Here is an 18,600-nt window from a genome sequence, read left to right on the forward strand (position 1 = left end):
AGGTCTGTGCTAATTTGCGATTTGCGGTTGTGTCATATTTGAAATGATGACTAATCCATGTATCTGTGTAGTGTCATTTTCCTGACTTGCGTGAAATTAGTTCCTTGCCTTCAATGACTCCAATTATTATATATGGTGTCGAAGGATGGGCATGTGAGTCTAGATGAAAATAATATCCTGGTTAGGAGTAAAGGTGACTGGGGGCGGATCGAAGAGGACCTTCTTGGGAAACGGGAAATCTCGAATTAGTACTACTATGGAATCCATACATTGCGTGCTCTAGAGAATTTCCAAATGTGACGCGGATGCATGAACGACGAGCCTGACTTCATTCGTGGGATGGTTCAGGTGAAGAAGGCAGCAGATCTGACGAACAAGCAGTTGAAGGTTCTGCCGAGTGATGTCGCTGACGCCATCGTCGCCGCATGCGATGCGATCTTGGATGATGGGCGCTGCATGGGCCAATTCCCGACCGATTCCTTCCAAGAAGGAGCGGGAACCTCGATCAACATGAACACCAACGAGGTCGTCGCCGACTTGGCTCTCGAAATGTTGGGATACCCGAAGGGTACCTATGACGTCATCCATCCCAACGATGACGTCAACAAGTCCCAGTCGACCAATGACGCCTACCCCACTGGGTTCCGGCTCGGGGTGTACGCCCTGCTGGAGGGGCTGAAACGAGCCGTCGCCGACCTTGCAGATAGTTTCGATGCCAAGGCCAAGGAATTTGCCGATGTACTGAAGATGGGACGCACCCAGTTGCAGGATGCTGTTCCCATGACTCTGGGTGAGGAGTTTGACGGGTACGCGCACAATATCCGTGCTGAACTGGACCGGCTTGATGCCGGAAGCGATCTTCTCGTAGAGGTCAACCTGGGCGGCACTGCCATCGGCACTCGGATCAACACCCCAGACGGATATGCCGAACTTGCCGCAGAGAAGCTGGCCAAGGTGACCGGGTACCCGATTCATCCCTCCACTAACCTCATGGAATCGTCCTACGACAACGGCGCCTACATTGCTGTCCATTCCATCATCAAACGCCTAGCGGCGAAGATCTCCAAGATTTGCAACGATTTGCGACTGCTCTCGTCTGGGCCAAGGGCTGGACTCAAGGAAATCAACCTTCCAGAGATGCAGGCAGGATCGTCCATTATGCCGGCGAAGGTGAATCCGGTCATTCCTGAGGTTGTTAACCAGATCTGTTTCAAGGTATTCGGAAACGATGTCACCGTCTGCTTTGCTGCCGAAGCTGGTCAGCTGGAACTCAATGTGATGGAACCGGCCCTGGCGCAAGCAATGTTCGAGTCGATCCACCTTCTGATCAATGCCTGCGACACCTTGCGTAGCAAGTGCATTGACGGAATTACCGCAAATGCGGAACGGTGCCGAAAGTATGTCACCAATTCCATCGGCATTGTGACCTACCTGAACGATGTGATTGGACACCATCAGGGTGATCTCATTGGCGAGGAGGCTGCCCGTACCGGAAAATCAGTTCGTGATGTCGTCCTCGAACGCGGCCTAATTCCGGAGGAAAAGCTGGATGAGATCATGTCGACCCAGAACTTCCTGCACCCTCGATACTCAGGACGCACATACGAGCCGAGCGACCGCGGTCTCCCGGAGGATCCCCGGACATTCGTGTCTGAGCGTCGCTGACACGCGATGATGCTCGCAGTCGGATGAATGCCGCCCTTGCACAATCCGTCGAAGTCTCCAGTGTGAGAGCGTGTGGGGGCTGAGTCTTGGAAAAGGCTTGGTCCCACCCACACACCTTTAGATAACGTTCACCGGGTGATCGGGGTGCTTGTCCAGCCATCCCCTGATGAAGGTGCAGTCCGGTCGTACCGTCAGGTTCTGGGAGGCGATGTCGTCGAGGGCAGATCGGGCCAGGGCACTGCCGACTCCCTTGCCGCCGAAGGCGTCGAAGACCTCGGTGTGAGGCATGACGACGATGTCGCCGTCGCGTCGAAAATCCGCGAATCCGGCGAACTCACCGTCGATATGAGCCTCGTAGCGTGACTGTTGGTCGTTCTTGGTGACGATAGTGTCGCTCATACTCCCATCGTCGGGCAACTGCGGCCCTATTGCCAGGGCCTTCGCAGGTGCTTTCACGGATGGCGTCATCTGCTTGGAAGCGACCGCGTCAAGGGGCAGTGTGGAGACGATCACTCAACCCGTACGGAGAAGTCGTCATGCCCATTGATCCCAGTAAGCCGTCAACTAATACGAACGGTTCCCCCGCGCCCAGCGACGAATACTCCCTGACCGTCGGTGCCGACGGCCCAGTGCTGCTGCACGACGCCCACCTGATTGACACCCTGGCCCATTTCAACCGCGAGAACATCCCCGAGCGCAAGCCGCACGCCAAGGGATCGGGGGCCTTCGGACACTTCGAGACCACCGCTGACGTCTCGGAGTACACCAAGGCCGGCTTCCTGCAGAAGGGCAAGGAAACCCCGATGCTGGCTCGTTTCTCCACGGTCGCCGGTGAACTCGGTAGCCCCGACACGTGGCGTGACGTCCGTGGATTCTCGCTGAAGTTCTACACCGACGAAGGCAACTTCGACATGGTTGGCAACAACACCCCGGTGTTCTTCATGCGCGACCCGATGAAGTTCCCCCACTTCATTCGCTCACAGAAGCGCCTGCCAAACTCTGGCCTGCGCAGCCCCAACATGATGTACGACTACTGGAGCCTCTCCCCGGAGTCGGCCCACCAGGTCGCCTACCTCATGGGCCCGCGAGGCATTCCGCTCAGCTACCGCACCATGAACGGCTACTCCTCGCACACCTACTCGTGGGTGAACGCCGAGGGGAAGATCACCTGGGTGAAGTACCACTTCATTAGCGACCAGGGCGTCCACACCATGACCGCCGATCAGGCCAAGGCCGTCGTCGGGGATCACCCGGACCTCCACCGCGAGGATCTGTTCAATCACATTGCTGACGGCGATCACCCGTCTTGGACCGTCAAGGTGCAGTTGATGCCCTACGACGATGCCAAGGACTACCGCTTTAATCCCTTCGACATCACCAAGGTGTGGCCACACAAGGACTATCCGCTGCACACCATCGGCAGGTTCACCCTGGACCGCAACCCGGAGAACTTCTTCGCCGAGATCGAGCAGGCGGCCTTCTCCCCGTCCAACACCGTCGAGGGCACCGGCCTCTCGCCCGACCGTATGTTGTTGAGCCGCGCCTTCGCCTACAACGATGCCGCCCGCAACCGTCTGGGCGTCAACTACGAGCAGCTTCCCGTGAACCGTCCGACCGTCGCGACGAATCAGTACACCTTCGACGGCCAAATGACCTACGAGCATGCCGGCTCGGCCCCGACCTACGCCCCGAACTCCTACGGTCGCGACCACGCCACCGGCTACCGTGCCGGGTCGGAGGTCACCTGGGAGACCGACGGCGAGCTCGTTCGTGCCGCTCAGACCCTTCACTCCGAGGACGACGACTTCGGCCAGGCCCACACCTTGGTCCACGACGTCTTCTCCGAGCAGGAGCGCGACGAGCTGGTGGAGACCCTCGTCGATCTGCTGACGAACTTCGACATGGAGGAGCCGGTCATCGGCAACACCCTGACCTATTGGCGCAATATCGACGCTGGTATCGCCGACAGGGTCGAATCCACGATGTGACGCCACTGTGACTCACAGGTGGTCCCCGGGGAATTTGCGGTTCCCCGGGTACCATTTCTTTTCGGCCACGCCAGCCGCCGGGCTTTCAGGGCGCAGGTGGCATTCGGTGGCGCAGCTGTCAGACGGTGGCGCAGGTGCATGCTCGGCAGCGGCTCAGTGCTGGCTCGACCACACCTGCCACAGGCGGGCGAAGGGCCCGTCCCCACGGCGCAGGTGGTCAGGAGGCCCGACCTCCACGATCCGCCCGTCCTCCATGACCGCGACCTCGTCAGCCATGGCCACCTGGGACAGTCGGTGAGCCACCACCAGGGCCGTGCGTCCCTTGACCGCCTCGGCGGCGGCTCGGTCGAGGGCAGCCGCTCCCGAACTTCCGGCCTCGGCCGTCGCCTCGTCCAAGATGATGACCGGGGGATCGGCCAGCAAGGCCCGTGCCAGCGCCACCTGTTGAGCCTGGGTCGGGGAGAGTCGAGTTCCCAACCGTCCCACCACAGTGTCGACGCCATCGGGCAATGCCCCAACCCAGTCGGCACCGACCTGCTCCAGAGCCTTCAGCACTGCATCGCGAACCTGGTCATCGGGCCAGTCGTCGGCCGATGCCGGCAACCCCAGGGCGACGTCGTCGAGAAGACTGCCCGAGAAGGTGTGGATCTCCTGGCTGATGAGCACGGTTCGAGCCTGGCTTGGGGACATGACGACCTCACCAGCCCGAGGTTCCAGCAACCCTGCCACGAGCGCTGCCAGGGTCGACTTGCCAGCACCGGATTCCCCGACGAGAACCATGGTGTGCCCGGCAGGAATGTCCAAGCTCACCTCGTGCAGCACGTCCGGACCGTCCTGATAGCCGAAACTCAGCCCCTCCACGTGAACCGACGACGGGCCCTGGTGGGTGTGCTCGACGACGGTCGGTTCCTCGTGACGGGCGTGGATCACACCCACTACCCGCTGCAGGCATACCCAGGCAGCCTGCAGGTTGTTGAGGAACATCAGCAGGAACCGTACCGGGGAGAACAGCCTCAGCAGCACCAGGACTGCCGTCGCCGCCGCACCGACGCTGAGCTTGTTGCTGGTGACGAGTAGGTATCCCGTCCAGGCGACGCCGATGGTCGCCACGGCCTCACCGGCCAGCAGTCTGATGACGAGCCTGTTCCCGAGGAACCGTCCGCGCAGGTTCCAGCGGATGGCCTGCCAGGATCCGCCCGCCACCGTCCGAATACGCAGATTCTCCAGCCCAAAGGCCCGCACCACGTCAAGGCCGTGGATGGTCGAGAGGATGTGCTGGGACTGGGTTGTCGAGGCCCGCCTCTCAGCGCGATACACGGGCGGGGCAGTCCGCAGGAACTCCCGGATGGCCAGGCCGTAGAGCACGGCGGCGAGGAGCACCGGGATGAAGAAGGCCGGATGCAGACTGGCCAATGCACTCACTGACACGATCACCATGATCATGGTGTTGACAAGGCGCGGAAGGGCGCCATTCGCCGCGTCGCGTACCGCTTGGACGTCGTCGGACGCGCGTGAGACTAGGTCGGCGGTACCCGCCCGCTCCACCCGCTGCTGGTCCAGCCCCAGGCCGGCCCGGATCATCGACTCCCGCAACCGGGTGACGATAGTCGTGAAGAAGGACGGCGTCAGTGCCTGGGCGACGCCGTTGCAGATTCCCGACCCGATCACCGCGCCGGCCATGACGAGGGCCGGGGAGAGCAGGGACGAGGGCGAACGGCGGGCCCGAGCGGCGTCGATGATCCATCCGGTCGCCATCGGTACAGCCAGGTCCAGCAGGGCCGCCGCCGTGATGACCACGATCGCGCCGACGAAGTACCCGCGCACGCCGCGTGCCGCCCGGTGGACCTCGTGACGAACCTGGGCGACAGAGGCGAGTGGCAGCCAACGAGGAGTGCTCATGACAACATCCCCCGGTAATCCTCGCGGGTCAGCAATTCGCGATGTGGAGCGCGGGCGACTTCGTGGCCGTCACCGTCGAGCATGACGACCTCATCCATGCAGTCCAGCAGGGCCGGGGACGTGGTGGCGATGACGGTGGTGCGTCCCCGCCGCAACTCCTGCAGCCGTTCAGCGATGGTGGCGGTCGTGGCGGCGTCGATGCTGGTGGTGGGATCGATCAGCACCAGACCGTCAGGGGAGTGCAGCAGGGCTCGCGCCAGGGCCAGGCGCTGACGCTGACCTCCGGAGACATGGCGTCCGCCCTCCCCGACCTCGGTCTCCAGACCGCGCGGCAGCGCTTTCGCGACGGCGTCCAGGGCGGCGGCGTTGACGACAGCATTGAGTTTGGCAACCGTCGTCTGGCGATCCAGCACGATGTTGGCCCGCGCGGTGTCGTCGAAGAGTTCCGGGGCGCGTGGAGCCACCAGGACCAGACGACGTCGCTGGGACGGGTTGAGACGACTGGCCGGCACCCCGTTGAGCAGGGTTTTCGGCCCGTGGTCGATGGCGTCAGCCAGTGCGTCGCAGACTTGCTGCGGGGCGACGATCCCCAGGTGTGTCCCGGCCGGGACGTCCAGACAGAAGTCCGGCTCCTCGACTGGAACCCGTAGCCAGACCGGGCCGTCTCCGGGAGTGGTGCGGGCCCCGTCGTCGGGATGGACCGGCCAGGCCGCAGGGCTGTCACGCAGCTCGCAGAGCCTGTCCCCGGAGGCGTTGGCGCTGGATAGCATCGTTGCGGCGTCGACGCCCAGGGCTCGTAGCGGCGGCCCAAGGGTCTGCGCCAGACCCACCACGGTGACGAGCTGCCCGACGCTGATGTGACCCGTGAGGGCGAGCCACCCGGCCAGCACCGTAAGGGCGGTGATGAACACGCCGACCGAGGCGTTGATGGTGCCGGTGTAGACCCCCTTGATCCGACGGTTGCGCAGGGTGGCCGCCAGCCCCTCCCGACTCGCCGCGCGGAATCTCTCGGTGGCGCGGTGCTCGGCCGACAGTCCCTGGATGACGCGCAGCCCGCTGGTGAGATCGGCTGCGGACCCGGCCACCGCGGCCTCGGCCCGCCGCTCTCGGCGGGTGCTGCGCTTGACCGGGGCGACCCCCTTGACCGACAACAGGATGAGCAGCGGGACGATGCACACCGTCGCCAGTGCCAACCACCCGTTGATGAGAGCCATCGCGACGAGGGAACCGAGCAGGGTGACGGCGTTGCCGGGGATCGAGGTCAGGGCGATGAAGGCTCGCGACACCGCCCGGACGTCGGTGACGACGACGGCGAGAAGATCACCGGGAAGACGGGACGTCCCACCTATTCCCCCCGGAGCAGTGATCCGATCGAGGGCCTGGACACGGAGGTCGTGCTCGGCCAGCCCGGCCCCGACATTGGTCTGCATCCGCACCGTCTGGGCCACCGCACGGACCACGTAGGCCAGCGCAACCAGGGTCAGCCAGCCGGCAAGGGCAGCAGCATTGGCCGCGACCACTCCGTCATCAATGGCGCGGCCGAGGGCCATCGGCACCCCGATGTTGACCAGGCTGACGAAGGCTGAGGCGATCGACCCCGGCAGCAGCCACCGCTTCCCGTCGTGAGACATCTGACGCACCACGGCCCGCCCGTCGTGGACCTCGTCGAGGTCGATGAGAGGGACGTCGATGGGCGGCGGGGTCTGTCTGGGGATGTGTGGAAGCCAACTCAGCCTCGGCTGCCAGTGCCGACGGGGAGTACGTATCACGCTGCTCCCGGACCGCCGACCGACTCGAGGGGACGCCGCCTCATGCGGTGTGGCAGGACGAGCCGGGCGGACTGGGTGAGGTCGTCGGTGGTGATCTCGGTGCGTCCGTTCCACGCCGCCAGGGTGCGTGCGGCCCTCACCATCATGATGTCGGCCCGGTGGCCGTCGACATGGGCGTTGATGCAGGTGCGGGCGACCGTCATGAGGGTCTCGTCGTCGATCTGTACCTCCTTGACGAGCTCGGTGGCCCGTCCGATCCTCTTGCTGGTCTCGTGACCTTCCTGTTCCCACTTGCGTGAGAAGCCGGTCGGATCGTCCTCGAAGGCCAGACGGCGCCGGATGACCTCGATGCGCTTCTCGGGGTCGTCCTCACCTCCGACGGTGACGCACAGTCCGAACCGGTCGAGCAGTTGGGGACGCAGTTCTCCCTCCTCGGGGTTCATGGTGCCGACCAGAGTGAATCGCGCCGGATGGGTCACGCTGACGCCCTCGCGCTCGACGGTGTTGACCCCCATCGCGGCCGAGTCCAGCAGCAGGTCGACGATGTGGTCGTCGAGGAGGTTGACCTCGTCGACGTAGAGGATCGCGCGGTGGGCCGCGGCCAGCAGACCGGGCTCGAAGCGGCGTCGCCCCTCGCGCAGGGCCGTCTCCATGTCGAGGGTTCCGGTGACGCGGTCCTCGGTGGCTCCCACCGGCAGCTCGACCACGGGCACCCGGACGGTGCGCGGCTCGGGTATGGTCTCGGGCAGCCCGAGCTCGGTAGCGTGGACCGGATACTCCTCGGGGGACAGGTGGTAGGCCCCGGGAACCTCCTGGTGCTCCGGGAGCAGGGCTGCCAGGCCACGCACCGCCGTGGACTTCGCGGTTCCCTTCTCGCCGCGGATGAGTACCCCGGACAGATCGGGGCTGATCGAGGCGAGGATGAGGGCCAGCTTCATCTCCTCCTGTCCGACGATGGCGCAGAAGGGGTAGACGGGGCGTTGTGCCATGTCAGCGGTCCTTTCGGGGTTGGGTCGGGTCGAGTTGGGAGACGACGTTCACGAGGTCGTCGGCACGTAGGTCGTCGATGCGCAGGCAGGGTCCGCCCAGGGCCATCGCGATGTCGTTGGCCCTGGACAGTTGGATGCCGCGGGGGTCTTCGGTGTCGATGACGACCCAGCTGAGACGCCGGTCGGCACCGATCTCGTCCGCCACCTTGAGGGCTTCGTCGGTGGCGCGGGAGTTGGGTTTGCCGTCCAGATCGACGTTGCCGCGTCCGTCGGTGACGAGCACCAACAGCGGACGCAGACCGGGGTCCTTGAGCAGCAGGGGCCGGACGACCTCGCAGGCCGTCACGAGCCCAGCCGCCAGAGGAGTGCGACCGCCGACGGGAAGCTCGGCCAGGCCGCGTTGGGCGACCTCCACCGAGGAGGTCACCGGGACGAGCACCTCGGCCCGGTCGCGGCGGAAACCGATGAGGCAGACCCGGTCACGCTTGACGTAGGCGTCGAGCAGCAGGGAGAGGATGGCCCCCTTGGAGGCGGTCATCCGGCCCCGTGACCCCATCGACCCGGAGGCGTCGACGACGAGGATGACGCAGGAGGCCGACCGTCCGGTCCTCACCTTGGCCCGCCAGTCAACCGGCTCGACGTGGACCGCCATCGCGGGGCGATTCGGGTCGGCTCGGCGTGACCTCTGGTGCACCGCGGCGGCACGCAGGGTGGCGTCCAGGGCAAGGTCGTCGGGGACGGTCGTGAGGCGGGCCGAGATGTAACGACCGCGTCGATCCTTGCTGCGGGTACGCAGGCGTCGTCCGGAGGCGCGGCGCGCCAGACGATCCTGACCGGGTTCCAGAGGCCGAATGGCGAAAGGATCTCCGATGGCAGCGACCTGTTCCCCGGGGTTGGGCTGTTGGTTCGGCTGGTCGGTCTGGTCATCAGGATCTGCGTGGTCATCGGGTTGCTGGTCGTCCTGACTACTGGTTGGGGGAGCATCATCCTCGTCCTGCGACCCGTTCTCCACATCGTCGCTGGGGCCAGGGTCGGGCTGATCAGGCCGTTGATCTGGTTGGTTGGGCTGCTGGTCCTCGGACTGCTCCTGCTGTGGCGGTTCCGGTGGCGGTGGCGGGTCCGACGGGGTCTCGTCGCGGCGGCGATGCCGCAGCACCATCTCGCTGACCGCAAGCACGTCGTCCTCGGTGGCGACCCCGCGGCCGGCCAGGGCGGCGTGGGCTCGGGTGGCCTCCGCCATGACGATGTCGGCCCGGTGGCCGGCGACGTGGTTTTGCCGGCACAGTGAGGAGATGAGTTCGGTGACGACGTTGTCGAGGCGCTCCCCGTTGACCATTCCGCGGGCCCGTTCGATGACATCAGCCTGACGACCTTGCTCCTCCCGCCACGTCGAGAGGAAAGCAGCGGGGTCGGCGTCGTGACGGAGACGACGCCGAATGATCTCTGCACGGGCCTCCGGGTCCGCCTCGCCGTGTACCTCGACGCACAGTCCGAACCGGTCGAGCAACTGGGGTCGCAGCGCTCCCTCCTCCGGGTTCATCGTTCCGATCAGGACGAAACGGCTTGCCAGGGCAGCTTTCAGCCCCTCGCGCTCGACCCGGACGGTTCCGGCGCACGCGTCGATGACGAGGTCGACGAGGTGGTCGTCGAGGAGGTTGACCTCGTCGACGTAGAGCACCCCGCCGTCGACCTCGCTCAGCAGACCCGGCTGGAGCACCGGCCGGCCCGACGTCAGGGTGGCCTCCAGGTCGAGTCCTCCGACGAGGCGATCCTCGGTGGCGCCCAGGGCCAACGTCCTCATCACCTGACTCGGCAGCAGTTCCGCCAGACCACGGACCACCGTCGACTTGGCCGTTCCCTTCTCACCACTGAGGACGACCCCGCCAATACGGGGGTTGACCGCGCACAACAGCAGGGCAAGTTTCGTCTCGTCCTGTCCGACGATGGCGGTGAAAGGGTAGGTCATCAGGCCAACCCCAGCCCGGCCAGGTCGAGTCCGCCGTCGGCGGTGACTGACGCAGTGGGCGTCGGAGCAGCGGACTGGTGCGGGTCGTCGGAAACCTCCTCGATGGTTCCCTCGATGTCGGCATAGGTGTCCTGCAGCTCCTCGACGGTGATCGGGTCGGCCTCCCAGACCTTGCGCTGAGCGGCGTCGAGAAGCTTGTCGACAATGTTGTGCAGGGCATGTGGGTTGACCTCTCGGAACCATTCCTGCATGGCGGGGTCGAGGGCGTAACGACGCGCCACCTTCTCCCACAGGCCGTCGTCGACGACATCGGCGGTGGCGTCCCAGCCGATGAGGATGTCGAGAACCTTGGACAGGTCACCCGCTCCCTTGTACCCGTGACGCTGCAGACCTGAGATCCACGACGGGTTGAGGATCCGGGACCTCAGGATGAGCCGGGCCTCCTCGGTGGTCGTCCGGGTGGCGATCCGGGATGGATCCGAGGAATCCCCCACGAAGGACGACGGTGCCTCACCCCGCACCGTCGTCGCAGCAGCGATGAGTCCGCCGTAGTAGTTGTAGAAATCGGTGCAGCTGAGCATGTCGTACTCGCGGGTGTCCTCATTCTTGACGGTGACATCCATCCGAGACAGGGCAGCGGTGAATCTCTCCGTCTCGACGTCTCCGAACACCCCTTCACCGTAGGCGTGGGAGGAGGCTGCGATGTAGGCCCGGCCCAGATCTGCCTTGTCCTGCCATGCCTTGGTCTCGATGAGTTCCTCCACACCGGCACCGTAACCGCCGGGCGGGCAACCGAAGATCCGCAAGGTGGCCTTGCGACGGGCCTGCTCGACGTCGATTCCGCGGGCTGTCATGTCGGCGACGTCAGCCTCGACGTGGGCGCGCAACATGTTGTCGTCGTCAGCCTCGGGCAGGGCGGCGACCATCCGGACCGCCCGGTCGACCATCTCGACGAGGTTGGGGAGGGCGTCCCGGAAGAGCCCCGAGATGCGCGGGGAGACGTCGATGCGAGGACGCCCCAGCTCGACCGGGTCGATGATCTGCAACCCACTGACAAGGCCCGATGACTCCCAGATCGGACGCACCCCCATGAGGTACAGGATCTCGGCGATGTCGGCCCCGCCGCTGCGCATGTTGGCCGTTCCCCACACCACGACCCCGACGGTGCGCGGCCAGGGCTGGTCGGGGTGGGCTTCGGCGTACCCGGCGAGCAACTGGTCGGCCAGCTCGACCCCTTCCAGCCATCCGGTTGGTGTCGGCATGGCCTCGGGATCCAGGGAGAAGAAGTTCCGGCCGGTCGGCAGGATGTGGGCGTTACCCCGGCTGGGTGCCCCCGACTGCCCCGGGGACACGAATCCGCCGTCCAGAGCCGTCATGATCGACTCGATCTCGTCCCGGGTGGCGTCCAGACGCGGCATGAGGTCGGTGATGACCCAGGTGAGGGTCTCGACGACGTCCCCGCGTTCGGTGCCGAGTTGTTCGAGACTCATCTGGACCGCCAGGTCTCGGGCCTTGTCGGCGTCGAAGCATCCGCCGTGGTGACAGGCGATGACCGGGGCCAGCAGGTCGACACACTGCTGGTGGGCAGCTTCCATGATCCCGCGTCCGGTCAGGCCATCCGGCAGGTCGGCGGTGACGGTGACCGGCTCGCCAGCCTTCGCGCTGACCTCGTCGAGACTCGTCCCCCAGGCGTCCAGCACCGCTTCCCGCAGGGACGGCACGTGGCCGTTGGACTGACGGGTCAACTGGGCGACGTACTCCACCTCGGCCGCGGCGGGGTCGTCCTGGTCGGCGACGAGCTGTCCGAGCACGTGCAGACCGTCGGAGATCTCGCGGTCCTGCAGCTCGAGCAGGTGGTGATGGACCTTGTCGAGCAGCTGGACGGGGTCGGTGTCGACGTCCTCGGGGGCCAGCCCCAGATCAGTGTCCAGACCGGCCTCCACGACGGCGCCCCACACCTGTTCGGCGACGAGACGGGCGCGCTGCGGGCTCTGTGACTCCGCCCCGGCGTGTTCGCGCAGGATCCGGTCGATCTCGGCGGTGGAGTCGTACAGACCTGCCTGACGCATGGGAGGGGTGAGGTGGTCGACGAGGGCGGCGGCGCTGCGTCTCTTGGCTTGGGTGCCCTCGCCGGGATTGTTGATGATGTACGGGTAGATGTTGACCAACCGGTCCAAGGCGAGTTCCGGGTAGCACTCCTCGGACAGGCCCAGCCCCTTGCCGGGAAGCCATTCCAGGCTGCCGTGGGTGCCGACGTGGATGACGGCGTCGGCCTTGAAGACGTCACGGATCCAGCGGTAGTGGGCCAGGTAGTGGTGCGGGGGAGGCAACACCGGGTCGTGGATGACGGAATCCGTGACGGCCTCGAAGTTCCCGCGCGGCGGCTGAATCGTCAGCAGCACGTTGCCGTCGAGGTGACCGGCGAAGGAGAACTCGTCGTCGTGGACGAAGAGGGTTCCTGGGTGCGGCCCCCAGTTGCGGTCCATGCACTCCCGTACGGACTCCGGCAGTGCCCGGTACCAGGGGCGGGAAGTCTCCAGATCGGCGTGGGCCTCGGCGCGGTCGTGCATCTGTTCGGGAGTAAGCCAGCGCTGGTCGCAGGTCAGGCAGGACAGCAGCACCTGGGCGATGTCGTCGGCATGGTCGAACTGTTCCGGGACGTCGTACCCCTCATCGGCCATCCGGATGAGCAGTTGGCGCACTGACTCGAAGGTGTCCAGCCCCGTCGCACAGCCGATGCGGTCGTTGCGTGGCGGGTGGTGGTGGAAGACGATCGCGACCTTGCGCTGGTTGGCCGGGGTGCGGGCCAGGCGAGCCCAGGACAGAGCCAGCTCGGCCATCGCCTCGGGGCGTCCCGGGACCGGGATCATGCGAGGAACGATGGCTCCGGTGAGTTCGTCGACCTCGTCGGTTTCCCGGGTGGCGAGGAACTTGGTGATGAGGGCGCCGTCGAGCTCCGGTTGGGCGGCCTGGGTGGCGATGTCCATCGACCCCATGCCCTGGGCGGTGGCCTCCCACACGGCCCGCGGTGCATAGGAGGTGAGGGCATGCAGCACACTGACGCCCAGGTTCGGGTAGGCGTTGGCATTGGCGGGGACGCCGGCCGTCATCGACATCCCGTGGACGTCGACGAGGGTGTCGATGATCCGGTTGCCCTTCTCGTCGTGCAGCAGGGTCTCCAAAGTTTGGGCCATACCCATGTTCCCGCGCCGGGAGTCGGGCAGACGCAGGCAGAAGAAGGGGACGGTGTTGGCGCCAAGCTCCTCGACGGCCTCGACGAGGGCCCGGATGTGCGCGGTGTCGTGCTCCAACCAGTAGCTGCGCGGGAAGGTGATCCCGATGGTGGGACGGTCGGGGTTCAGGTGGTGCTGGTAATCGGCCAAGCTCGTGAACAGGCCGTGACGCGGATGCCAGATTCCCTCGGTGGGGGCACGGACGACCTCGGGGACGGGCACGTTCCCACCCGTCACCCGGTCGGCGAGGACTCGTAGCGCCGCCTCGACGTTGTCCGGACCGCTCATCCCCAGCAGACCGATGAGCCCTTTCCAGGTGCCGTCGGCGAGGCCGCTGGCCCATTTCTGGGCGGCGAGCAGGCCGTCGTCGTCACCGGAGGTGGGTTGGATGTGGATCCACGGCAGCGACAGTCCGGAGTCGCGACGGTCCTGCCATGCCTCGACCAGGTCCGACCACGCCGGGCAGGACCCCGTCCCGCCGTGGAGACTCAGTACGACGGCGTCGCTGCGAGCAGCTGATCGAGCGAAGGCGCGGGACAGCTCCGGATCGATGAGTTGCTCCTTGGTGCGGCCGAAGAGGGTGACGTCGAGGCCGTCAGCCCTCATCCGTGAGATGGCCTGACTGACGAGGGTGAGTTCGCCTCCGGTGGCTGAGAAGAAACACAAGGTGGTCATGATGCGGTCTCCAGACGGGCGAGGGCGTCGTCGATGAGGCAGGTGAGTGGGGTGCGAGCCTGCTCCGGGTCGGCGAGGGTGTTGGCCTCGACCCGGGAGGGGCAGTCGCCGGGACAGCGGCCAGCCAGGGCGCAGCGATGGCATGGTCCGCGCAAAGTGTGGACGTCCTGGGAGAAACGGTGTTTGAGGCGGTCCCAGTCGACGTCGGGGACGGTTCCGGCCCGGGATGCCGGGTCCCCGACGGACTGGGAGCAGGGGTAGACGCCGCCGTCCGGGGCCACCGCCATGGATTCCCCGACAGCTGCGTGGCAGTAGGGATGGTTGGACACCGACAGCGGAAGCAGGGTGCGACCGGAGGGATCGACGGTGGTGGGTGTGTTCGCCGGGGAGCGATGCATAGCAGCTCGGACGGTCTCCAGTTCCCGCCAGACCAGGGGTCTCGCCCGCATCGCGTTGACCTGGATCAGGCGTCGGTACAGGGCGGTGATCCCTCCGACGACGGCGTCATCGGAGGGAACGAGATCGCCTCTGCCCGCCGCGCTGCCGATCCCCACCAGTGGGTCGAGGCCGAACCCGGTGACATTGGGCAGTCCCCCCAGGGTGACGGCCAATTCGTCGAGGTGGTCGACGTTGAGGGCCGAGAGCACCGTCGTCACTCGTACCGGGATGTCGGCTCGGGCCAGGGCGAGCAGACCCCGGAAGGTCGGGGCCGCCGAACCGCGGGCTCTCTCCTGCACCTGCGGTGGACCGTCGACGCTCACCCCGACACGTACGCCACGGTGTGTGAACATGGCAATGATCTCGTCGTCGAGGTGTGCTGCGTTGGTCTGGATGCCACAGGTGACCCGTCCACCTCGGATGCCTGCAACTCTCTCGGCGACGTGCTCGATGAGGGAGGGCACCAGGGTGGGCTCACCACCGGCCAACTGAACATGGGCCGGCTGGCCGGTCGTACGAACCCCCTCGGCGAGAAGATCCAGGGAGGCATCGGCGACCTCGGTCGGCATCCGACCGCCCCGGCGCTCCCGGCGGTAGCAGTAGGGGCAGGCAAGGTCGCAGGCGGCGGTGGGCCACAGCACGAGGTAGCGGACAGTCATGACCTGCTGACCTCCTGTTGACGTCCGACGAGGTGATCATGGAGTTGTGACAGGGTTGGCACGACGCGGTCATCCACCACCCAGCCACCGTTGGTCACGCTCACCGTGACGCTGGCGTCCGCAGGGTCCTGGACCACCCGGTATCCGGATCGTGCCAAGGTGTGATGAGCAAGGTCGGCATCCACCCCTGACCCCACAACCCGCGCCGTGGGGCATCCGTCGTCGGACTGCCAGAAAGTGAGGGTGTGGAGGTCGAAGGTGATCCCCTCGGTGCGGAAGGCCTCCTCGAGGGCGCCGGTACGGGCCAGGTCCTCCGGGGCGCCGATCGTCACGTCAGTGCCGTGCCCAGCCACCCACAGGGTGTCGGCGTAACGCATCACCGGCTCGATGTCGTGGCTGCACACCACGACGGCGATGTCCCTCGCCGTGCACACCTCGCGTAGCATTCCGAGCAGGGCGATACGGCCCGGCGGATCGAGGAAGGAGGTTGGCTCGTCGAGCAGCAGGACGGACGGCTCCTGGGCCAGTGCCCGAGCCACCATGACCCGCTGACGCTGTCCGTCCGACAACTCGCCGACGAAGTCCTCGGCCAACTCGGTGGCCCCCACCGCCGCCAAGGACTCGTCGATGACGGCCTGATCATGGGGGCGCAGCCGACCTCCGATTCCGGAATGGGGGTGACGTCCCAGCGAGACGACATCCCTGGAGGTGAGGCGGGCGACCGAGACCCGGTCGGTCAGCACCGTGGAGAGGGTCTGGGCGATCTGACGGCGAGACATCTTTGACGTCGATGTGCCATTGAGGGATACCTCGCCACCCAGAACGGGCTGCAAGCCGGCCACCGACCGCAGCAGGGTTGACTTGCCGGCCCCGTTGGGGCCGACCAGCCCGATCATTCGACCGGCCTCCAACGACCCTGTCACCCCCGACAGCACCGTCGTGACGTGGCGGCCCGAACGGTACCCGACCGTCAGGTTCGACAGTGTGAGACCGGTCATGTCGCCTCCGCCTCTCGATACCAGCGCACCAGGATGACCATGACGACCGGCGCCCCGAACACCGCGTTGACGGCGTTGACGGGCAGCACGTCGTCGCCGGGCAACTGCGCCAGGATGTCGGCCATCAACGCAAGGGAACCGCCGGTGAGGATGCATCCGGGCAGCAGATGACGATGATCGGCCCTCCCAAGCACCCCACGCGTCAGATGTGGGATCGCGATGCCCAGGAAACTGATCGGCCCGCAGAACGCGGTGGCGGCACCGGCGAGGATGGCGGTGCTCGCCACCAACAGGGCGCGCACCACCTTGAGGTTCATCCCCATCGTCTGGGCATACCGTTCTCCCAGCAACAAGGCGTTGAGCGGTTTGGCGAGCAGCATGCTGGCCAGGATCATGATGACCATGATCGGAGCCATCGCCTTGAGGTTCTCCCATGTCACGCCGTGGTAGCTGCCGAACTGCCAGCGGGTGTACTGGGCGACGAGTTCAGGACTGGCTCGTGACAGCAGGACGGTGACCCCGGAGGACACGAAGTAGCCGATCATGACGCCGAGCAGCAACAGGATCGTCGAGGAGTGGATGAACCGGCCGGCCAGCATGACGATGAACAGCACGACTGCCGCCCCCAGCGCGGCGGCAACCATGATCAACAGATCGGGACCGATGCCCAGTCCGGAGGCGAAAGTTGCCGCACCCGCCGACGACGTCGTGCCGAGCACGACGAGGGCGACGCCGAGGCTGGCACCCGAGGAGATGCCGAGCACATAAGGATCAGCCAGCGGGTTGCGGAACAGGGTCTGCATCTCCAGGCCGGCAATCCCCAGGGCCGCCCCGACCAGCAGGGCGGTGATGGTGCGTGGCTCCCGGACGTCCTGGACGATCGTCAGGGACACCGGGTCGACGTCGGTGCCCCCGGAGATGATCGTCATGACGTCGTCGAGGGGAATGTTCACCGATCCCAGGGTCAGCCCGGCCATCGCCACCAGGATGAAGATCACTCCGAGGATCGCGAAGCGGACGGGCAGCGGCAGTCCACGCCGCCGTTGCGTCGTCCGGTGTGCTGCGGTCACTTGGTCGGGGCCTTCTTGTAGAAGGTGAACTCATGGTTCGGACTGAGCTCAGGGTGCAGGATGGCGGACAGGTCTGCCAGCACCAGATCAGGACGGACGACGCCGGTCTGCCAGTAGTCGTTGCCGTGCTTCGGGTCGGCACGCAGGACGGCGTTCCAGACGGTGCCGGTGCGTACCGCCTTGAGGGCCTTCATGCGCGGGTCGTCCTTGACGATGGTCGGGATGGAGGCCTTCTGCGACTCATTGATCTGGCCATCGATCCAGAAGTCGGCGTCATGGGCCCTTTTGAGGACCGTCTCGGTGTCCAGCTTCGACGAGACCACGCCGTGGACGTCCTTGAAGACGTACTCACCGCCAGCGTCACGCAGGAACTGGATGGAGTAGTTCTCGTTGGACTTGATGTACCAGACCCCCTTGAACTGGGAGCCGTAGAGCACGATGGGTCGCGTCTTGACCTTGGAGGTGAGCTGGGCCGTCTCGTGGTACTTCTTGGCGATCTCGTCGTACTTCTCATTGGCGACCTTCTCCGCATTGACAAAGAGGGCGTCGTACTTGATCCACTCGGCCCGTCCCAGCGGGGTGTTCTCGAGGAAGTCGGGCTCGGCGACGACCGGTGTGCCCATCTCCCTGACCTTGGCAAACTTGCTGGGGTCGTCGTGGCCGCTGATGATGAACAGATCAGGACGTAGGGCGGCCAGCTTCTCGGTGTTGACCTCAGTGGTGCCGTCCCCGACGCCGAAGTCAGCGACATGAGCGTCCTTGAGGGCCTGACGGGTCTTTGGGTCACCGACCATGTCCACGCTGGCCATTCCGATCACGGCGTCCAGCTTGTTCATCATCTGGAACTTCATCGGCTCGGTCGTTGATCCAAGAGCAACCCTGGTGGTGGGGACGGTGATCTTCTGCGCTTTGGCGAGGTCACCGTTCAGCTTCGGCTGCGGAGCGCCGCACTGCACCAGGACGTACTTGGTCTCCTTGGACGAGGTACTCGACGGGTTCTTGACCGTCACCACCTTGTAGGACTTGTGGTAGGTGACGGTGAGGCCGCGGGCGTCGCTGAAGGTCGCCTTGTCGGGGAAGTAGTCCTTCGAGGAGTCGAAGTCCTTGATGCAGCCGGGAATGCTGTCGCCGGTGTTGGCGGAGGAGGATGTCGTTGGCCTGTCGCCTGAAGTGGTCCTGTCCTCGGAGCCCGAACATCCTGCCAGTGCGAGGCTGGGGGCAACGAGGAGGGTGATGAGGGCCGAGATCCTT

The 18,600-nt window shown here is 65.6% G+C and carries 12 protein-coding genes; 2 read left to right on the plus strand and 10 right to left on the minus strand.

The genetic code is table 11. The annotated features are described in order from the left end of the window. The first annotated feature begins 309 nt into the window (after positions 1-309). Entirely contained in the window at positions 310-1,665 is a 1,356-nt protein-coding gene (locus ACP8LP_RS00430; protein ID WP_279187181.1) for an aspartate ammonia-lyase, read from the plus strand. A gap of 117 nt (positions 1,666-1,782) precedes the next feature. Here ACP8LP_RS00430 and ACP8LP_RS00435 read toward each other — a convergent pair whose 3' ends face one another. Further along, positions 1,783-2,064, minus strand: a complete 282-nt coding sequence (locus ACP8LP_RS00435; RefSeq protein ID WP_036979633.1) for a GNAT family N-acetyltransferase — start codon at positions 2,062-2,064, stop codon at positions 1,783-1,785. Positions 2,065-2,201: 137 nt separating this feature from the next. Here ACP8LP_RS00435 and ACP8LP_RS00440 point away from each other — a divergent pair, with 137 nt between their 5' ends. After that, the gene (locus ACP8LP_RS00440; RefSeq protein ID WP_004810220.1) at positions 2,202-3,653 is read left to right on the plus strand and encodes a catalase; all 1,452 of its coding nucleotides are present in this window, start codon (positions 2,202-2,204) and stop codon (positions 3,651-3,653) included. A gap of 153 nt (positions 3,654-3,806) precedes the next feature. Here the strand turns inward: ACP8LP_RS00440 and ACP8LP_RS00445 are convergent, their stop codons facing one another. The 9 genes from ACP8LP_RS00445 to ACP8LP_RS00485 form a co-directional block, all read right to left on the minus strand. Continuing rightward, positions 3,807-5,552, minus strand: coding sequence for an ABC transporter ATP-binding protein (locus tag ACP8LP_RS00445; protein WP_484483194.1), 1,746 nt, complete (start codon positions 5,550-5,552; stop codon positions 3,807-3,809). Next, positions 5,549-7,183, minus strand: coding sequence for an ABC transporter transmembrane domain-containing protein (locus ACP8LP_RS00450; RefSeq protein ID WP_171023439.1), 1,635 nt, complete (start codon positions 7,181-7,183; stop codon positions 5,549-5,551). Before ACP8LP_RS00450 ends, ACP8LP_RS00445 begins: the two co-directional genes overlap by 4 nt. Before the next feature lie 134 nt (positions 7,184-7,317). Beyond that, complete coding sequence (locus ACP8LP_RS00455) at positions 7,318-8,310, minus strand: magnesium chelatase ATPase subunit I (protein ID WP_004810226.1); 993 nt, start codon at positions 8,308-8,310, stop codon at positions 7,318-7,320. Between the two features lies 1 nt (position 8,311). Continuing rightward, complete coding sequence (locus tag ACP8LP_RS00460; protein ID WP_202711793.1) at positions 8,312-10,276, minus strand: magnesium chelatase subunit D family protein; 1,965 nt, start codon at positions 10,274-10,276, stop codon at positions 8,312-8,314. Then, positions 10,276-14,184: a cobaltochelatase subunit CobN gene (gene cobN, locus ACP8LP_RS00465; RefSeq protein WP_202711792.1), complete on the minus strand. Its 3,909-nt coding sequence runs from the start codon at positions 14,182-14,184 to the stop codon at positions 10,276-10,278. The genes ACP8LP_RS00460 and cobN overlap by 1 nt, the downstream gene beginning before the upstream one ends. Continuing rightward, the gene (locus tag ACP8LP_RS00470) at positions 14,181-15,281 is read right to left on the minus strand and encodes a radical SAM/SPASM domain-containing protein (protein WP_202711791.1); all 1,101 of its coding nucleotides are present in this window, start codon (positions 15,279-15,281) and stop codon (positions 14,181-14,183) included. Before ACP8LP_RS00470 ends, cobN begins: the two co-directional genes overlap by 4 nt. Then, a complete protein-coding gene (locus tag ACP8LP_RS00475; protein ID WP_004810232.1) occupies positions 15,278-16,279 on the minus strand; it encodes an ABC transporter ATP-binding protein in 1,002 nt (333 codons plus the stop codon). The genes ACP8LP_RS00470 and ACP8LP_RS00475 overlap by 4 nt, the downstream gene beginning before the upstream one ends. Continuing rightward, entirely contained in the window at positions 16,276-17,349 is a 1,074-nt protein-coding gene (locus ACP8LP_RS00480; protein WP_484483195.1) for a FecCD family ABC transporter permease, read from the minus strand. The genes ACP8LP_RS00475 and ACP8LP_RS00480 overlap by 4 nt, the downstream gene beginning before the upstream one ends. Further along, positions 17,346-18,554: an ABC transporter substrate-binding protein gene (locus ACP8LP_RS00485; protein ID WP_484483380.1), complete on the minus strand. Its 1,209-nt coding sequence runs from the start codon at positions 18,552-18,554 to the stop codon at positions 17,346-17,348. Before ACP8LP_RS00485 ends, ACP8LP_RS00480 begins: the two co-directional genes overlap by 4 nt. Between the last annotated feature and the right edge of the window lie 46 nt (positions 18,555-18,600).

The organism is Cutibacterium sp. LaCa_89 (assembly GCF_058177555.1).

What these genes read in the sequence shown, in the direction of transcription:
- ACP8LP_RS00430 (WP_279187181.1), top strand. Translation starts at nt 310, where the DNA reads ATGAACGACGAGCCTGACTTCATTCGTGGGATGGTTCAGGTGAAGAAG.
- ACP8LP_RS00435 (WP_036979633.1), bottom strand. Translation starts at nt 2,064, where the DNA reads ATGAGCGACACTATCGTCACCAAGAACGACCAACAGTCACGCTACGAG.
- ACP8LP_RS00440 (WP_004810220.1), top strand. Translation starts at nt 2,202, where the DNA reads ATGCCCATTGATCCCAGTAAGCCGTCAACTAATACGAACGGTTCCCCC.
- ACP8LP_RS00445 (WP_484483194.1), bottom strand. Translation starts at nt 5,552, where the DNA reads ATGAGCACTCCTCGTTGGCTGCCACTCGCCTCTGTCGCCCAGGTTCGT.
- ACP8LP_RS00450 (WP_171023439.1), bottom strand. Translation starts at nt 7,183, where the DNA reads ATGTCTCACGACGGGAAGCGGTGGCTGCTGCCGGGGTCGATCGCCTCA.
- ACP8LP_RS00455 (WP_004810226.1), bottom strand. Translation starts at nt 8,310, where the DNA reads ATGGCACAACGCCCCGTCTACCCCTTCTGCGCCATCGTCGGACAGGAG.
- ACP8LP_RS00460 (WP_202711793.1), bottom strand. Translation starts at nt 10,276, where the DNA reads ATGACCTACCCTTTCACCGCCATCGTCGGACAGGACGAGACGAAACTT.
- cobN (WP_202711792.1), bottom strand. Translation starts at nt 14,184, where the DNA reads ATGACCACCTTGTGTTTCTTCTCAGCCACCGGAGGCGAACTCACCCTC.
- ACP8LP_RS00470 (WP_202711791.1), bottom strand. Translation starts at nt 15,281, where the DNA reads ATGACTGTCCGCTACCTCGTGCTGTGGCCCACCGCCGCCTGCGACCTT.
- ACP8LP_RS00475 (WP_004810232.1), bottom strand. Translation starts at nt 16,279, where the DNA reads ATGACCGGTCTCACACTGTCGAACCTGACGGTCGGGTACCGTTCGGGC.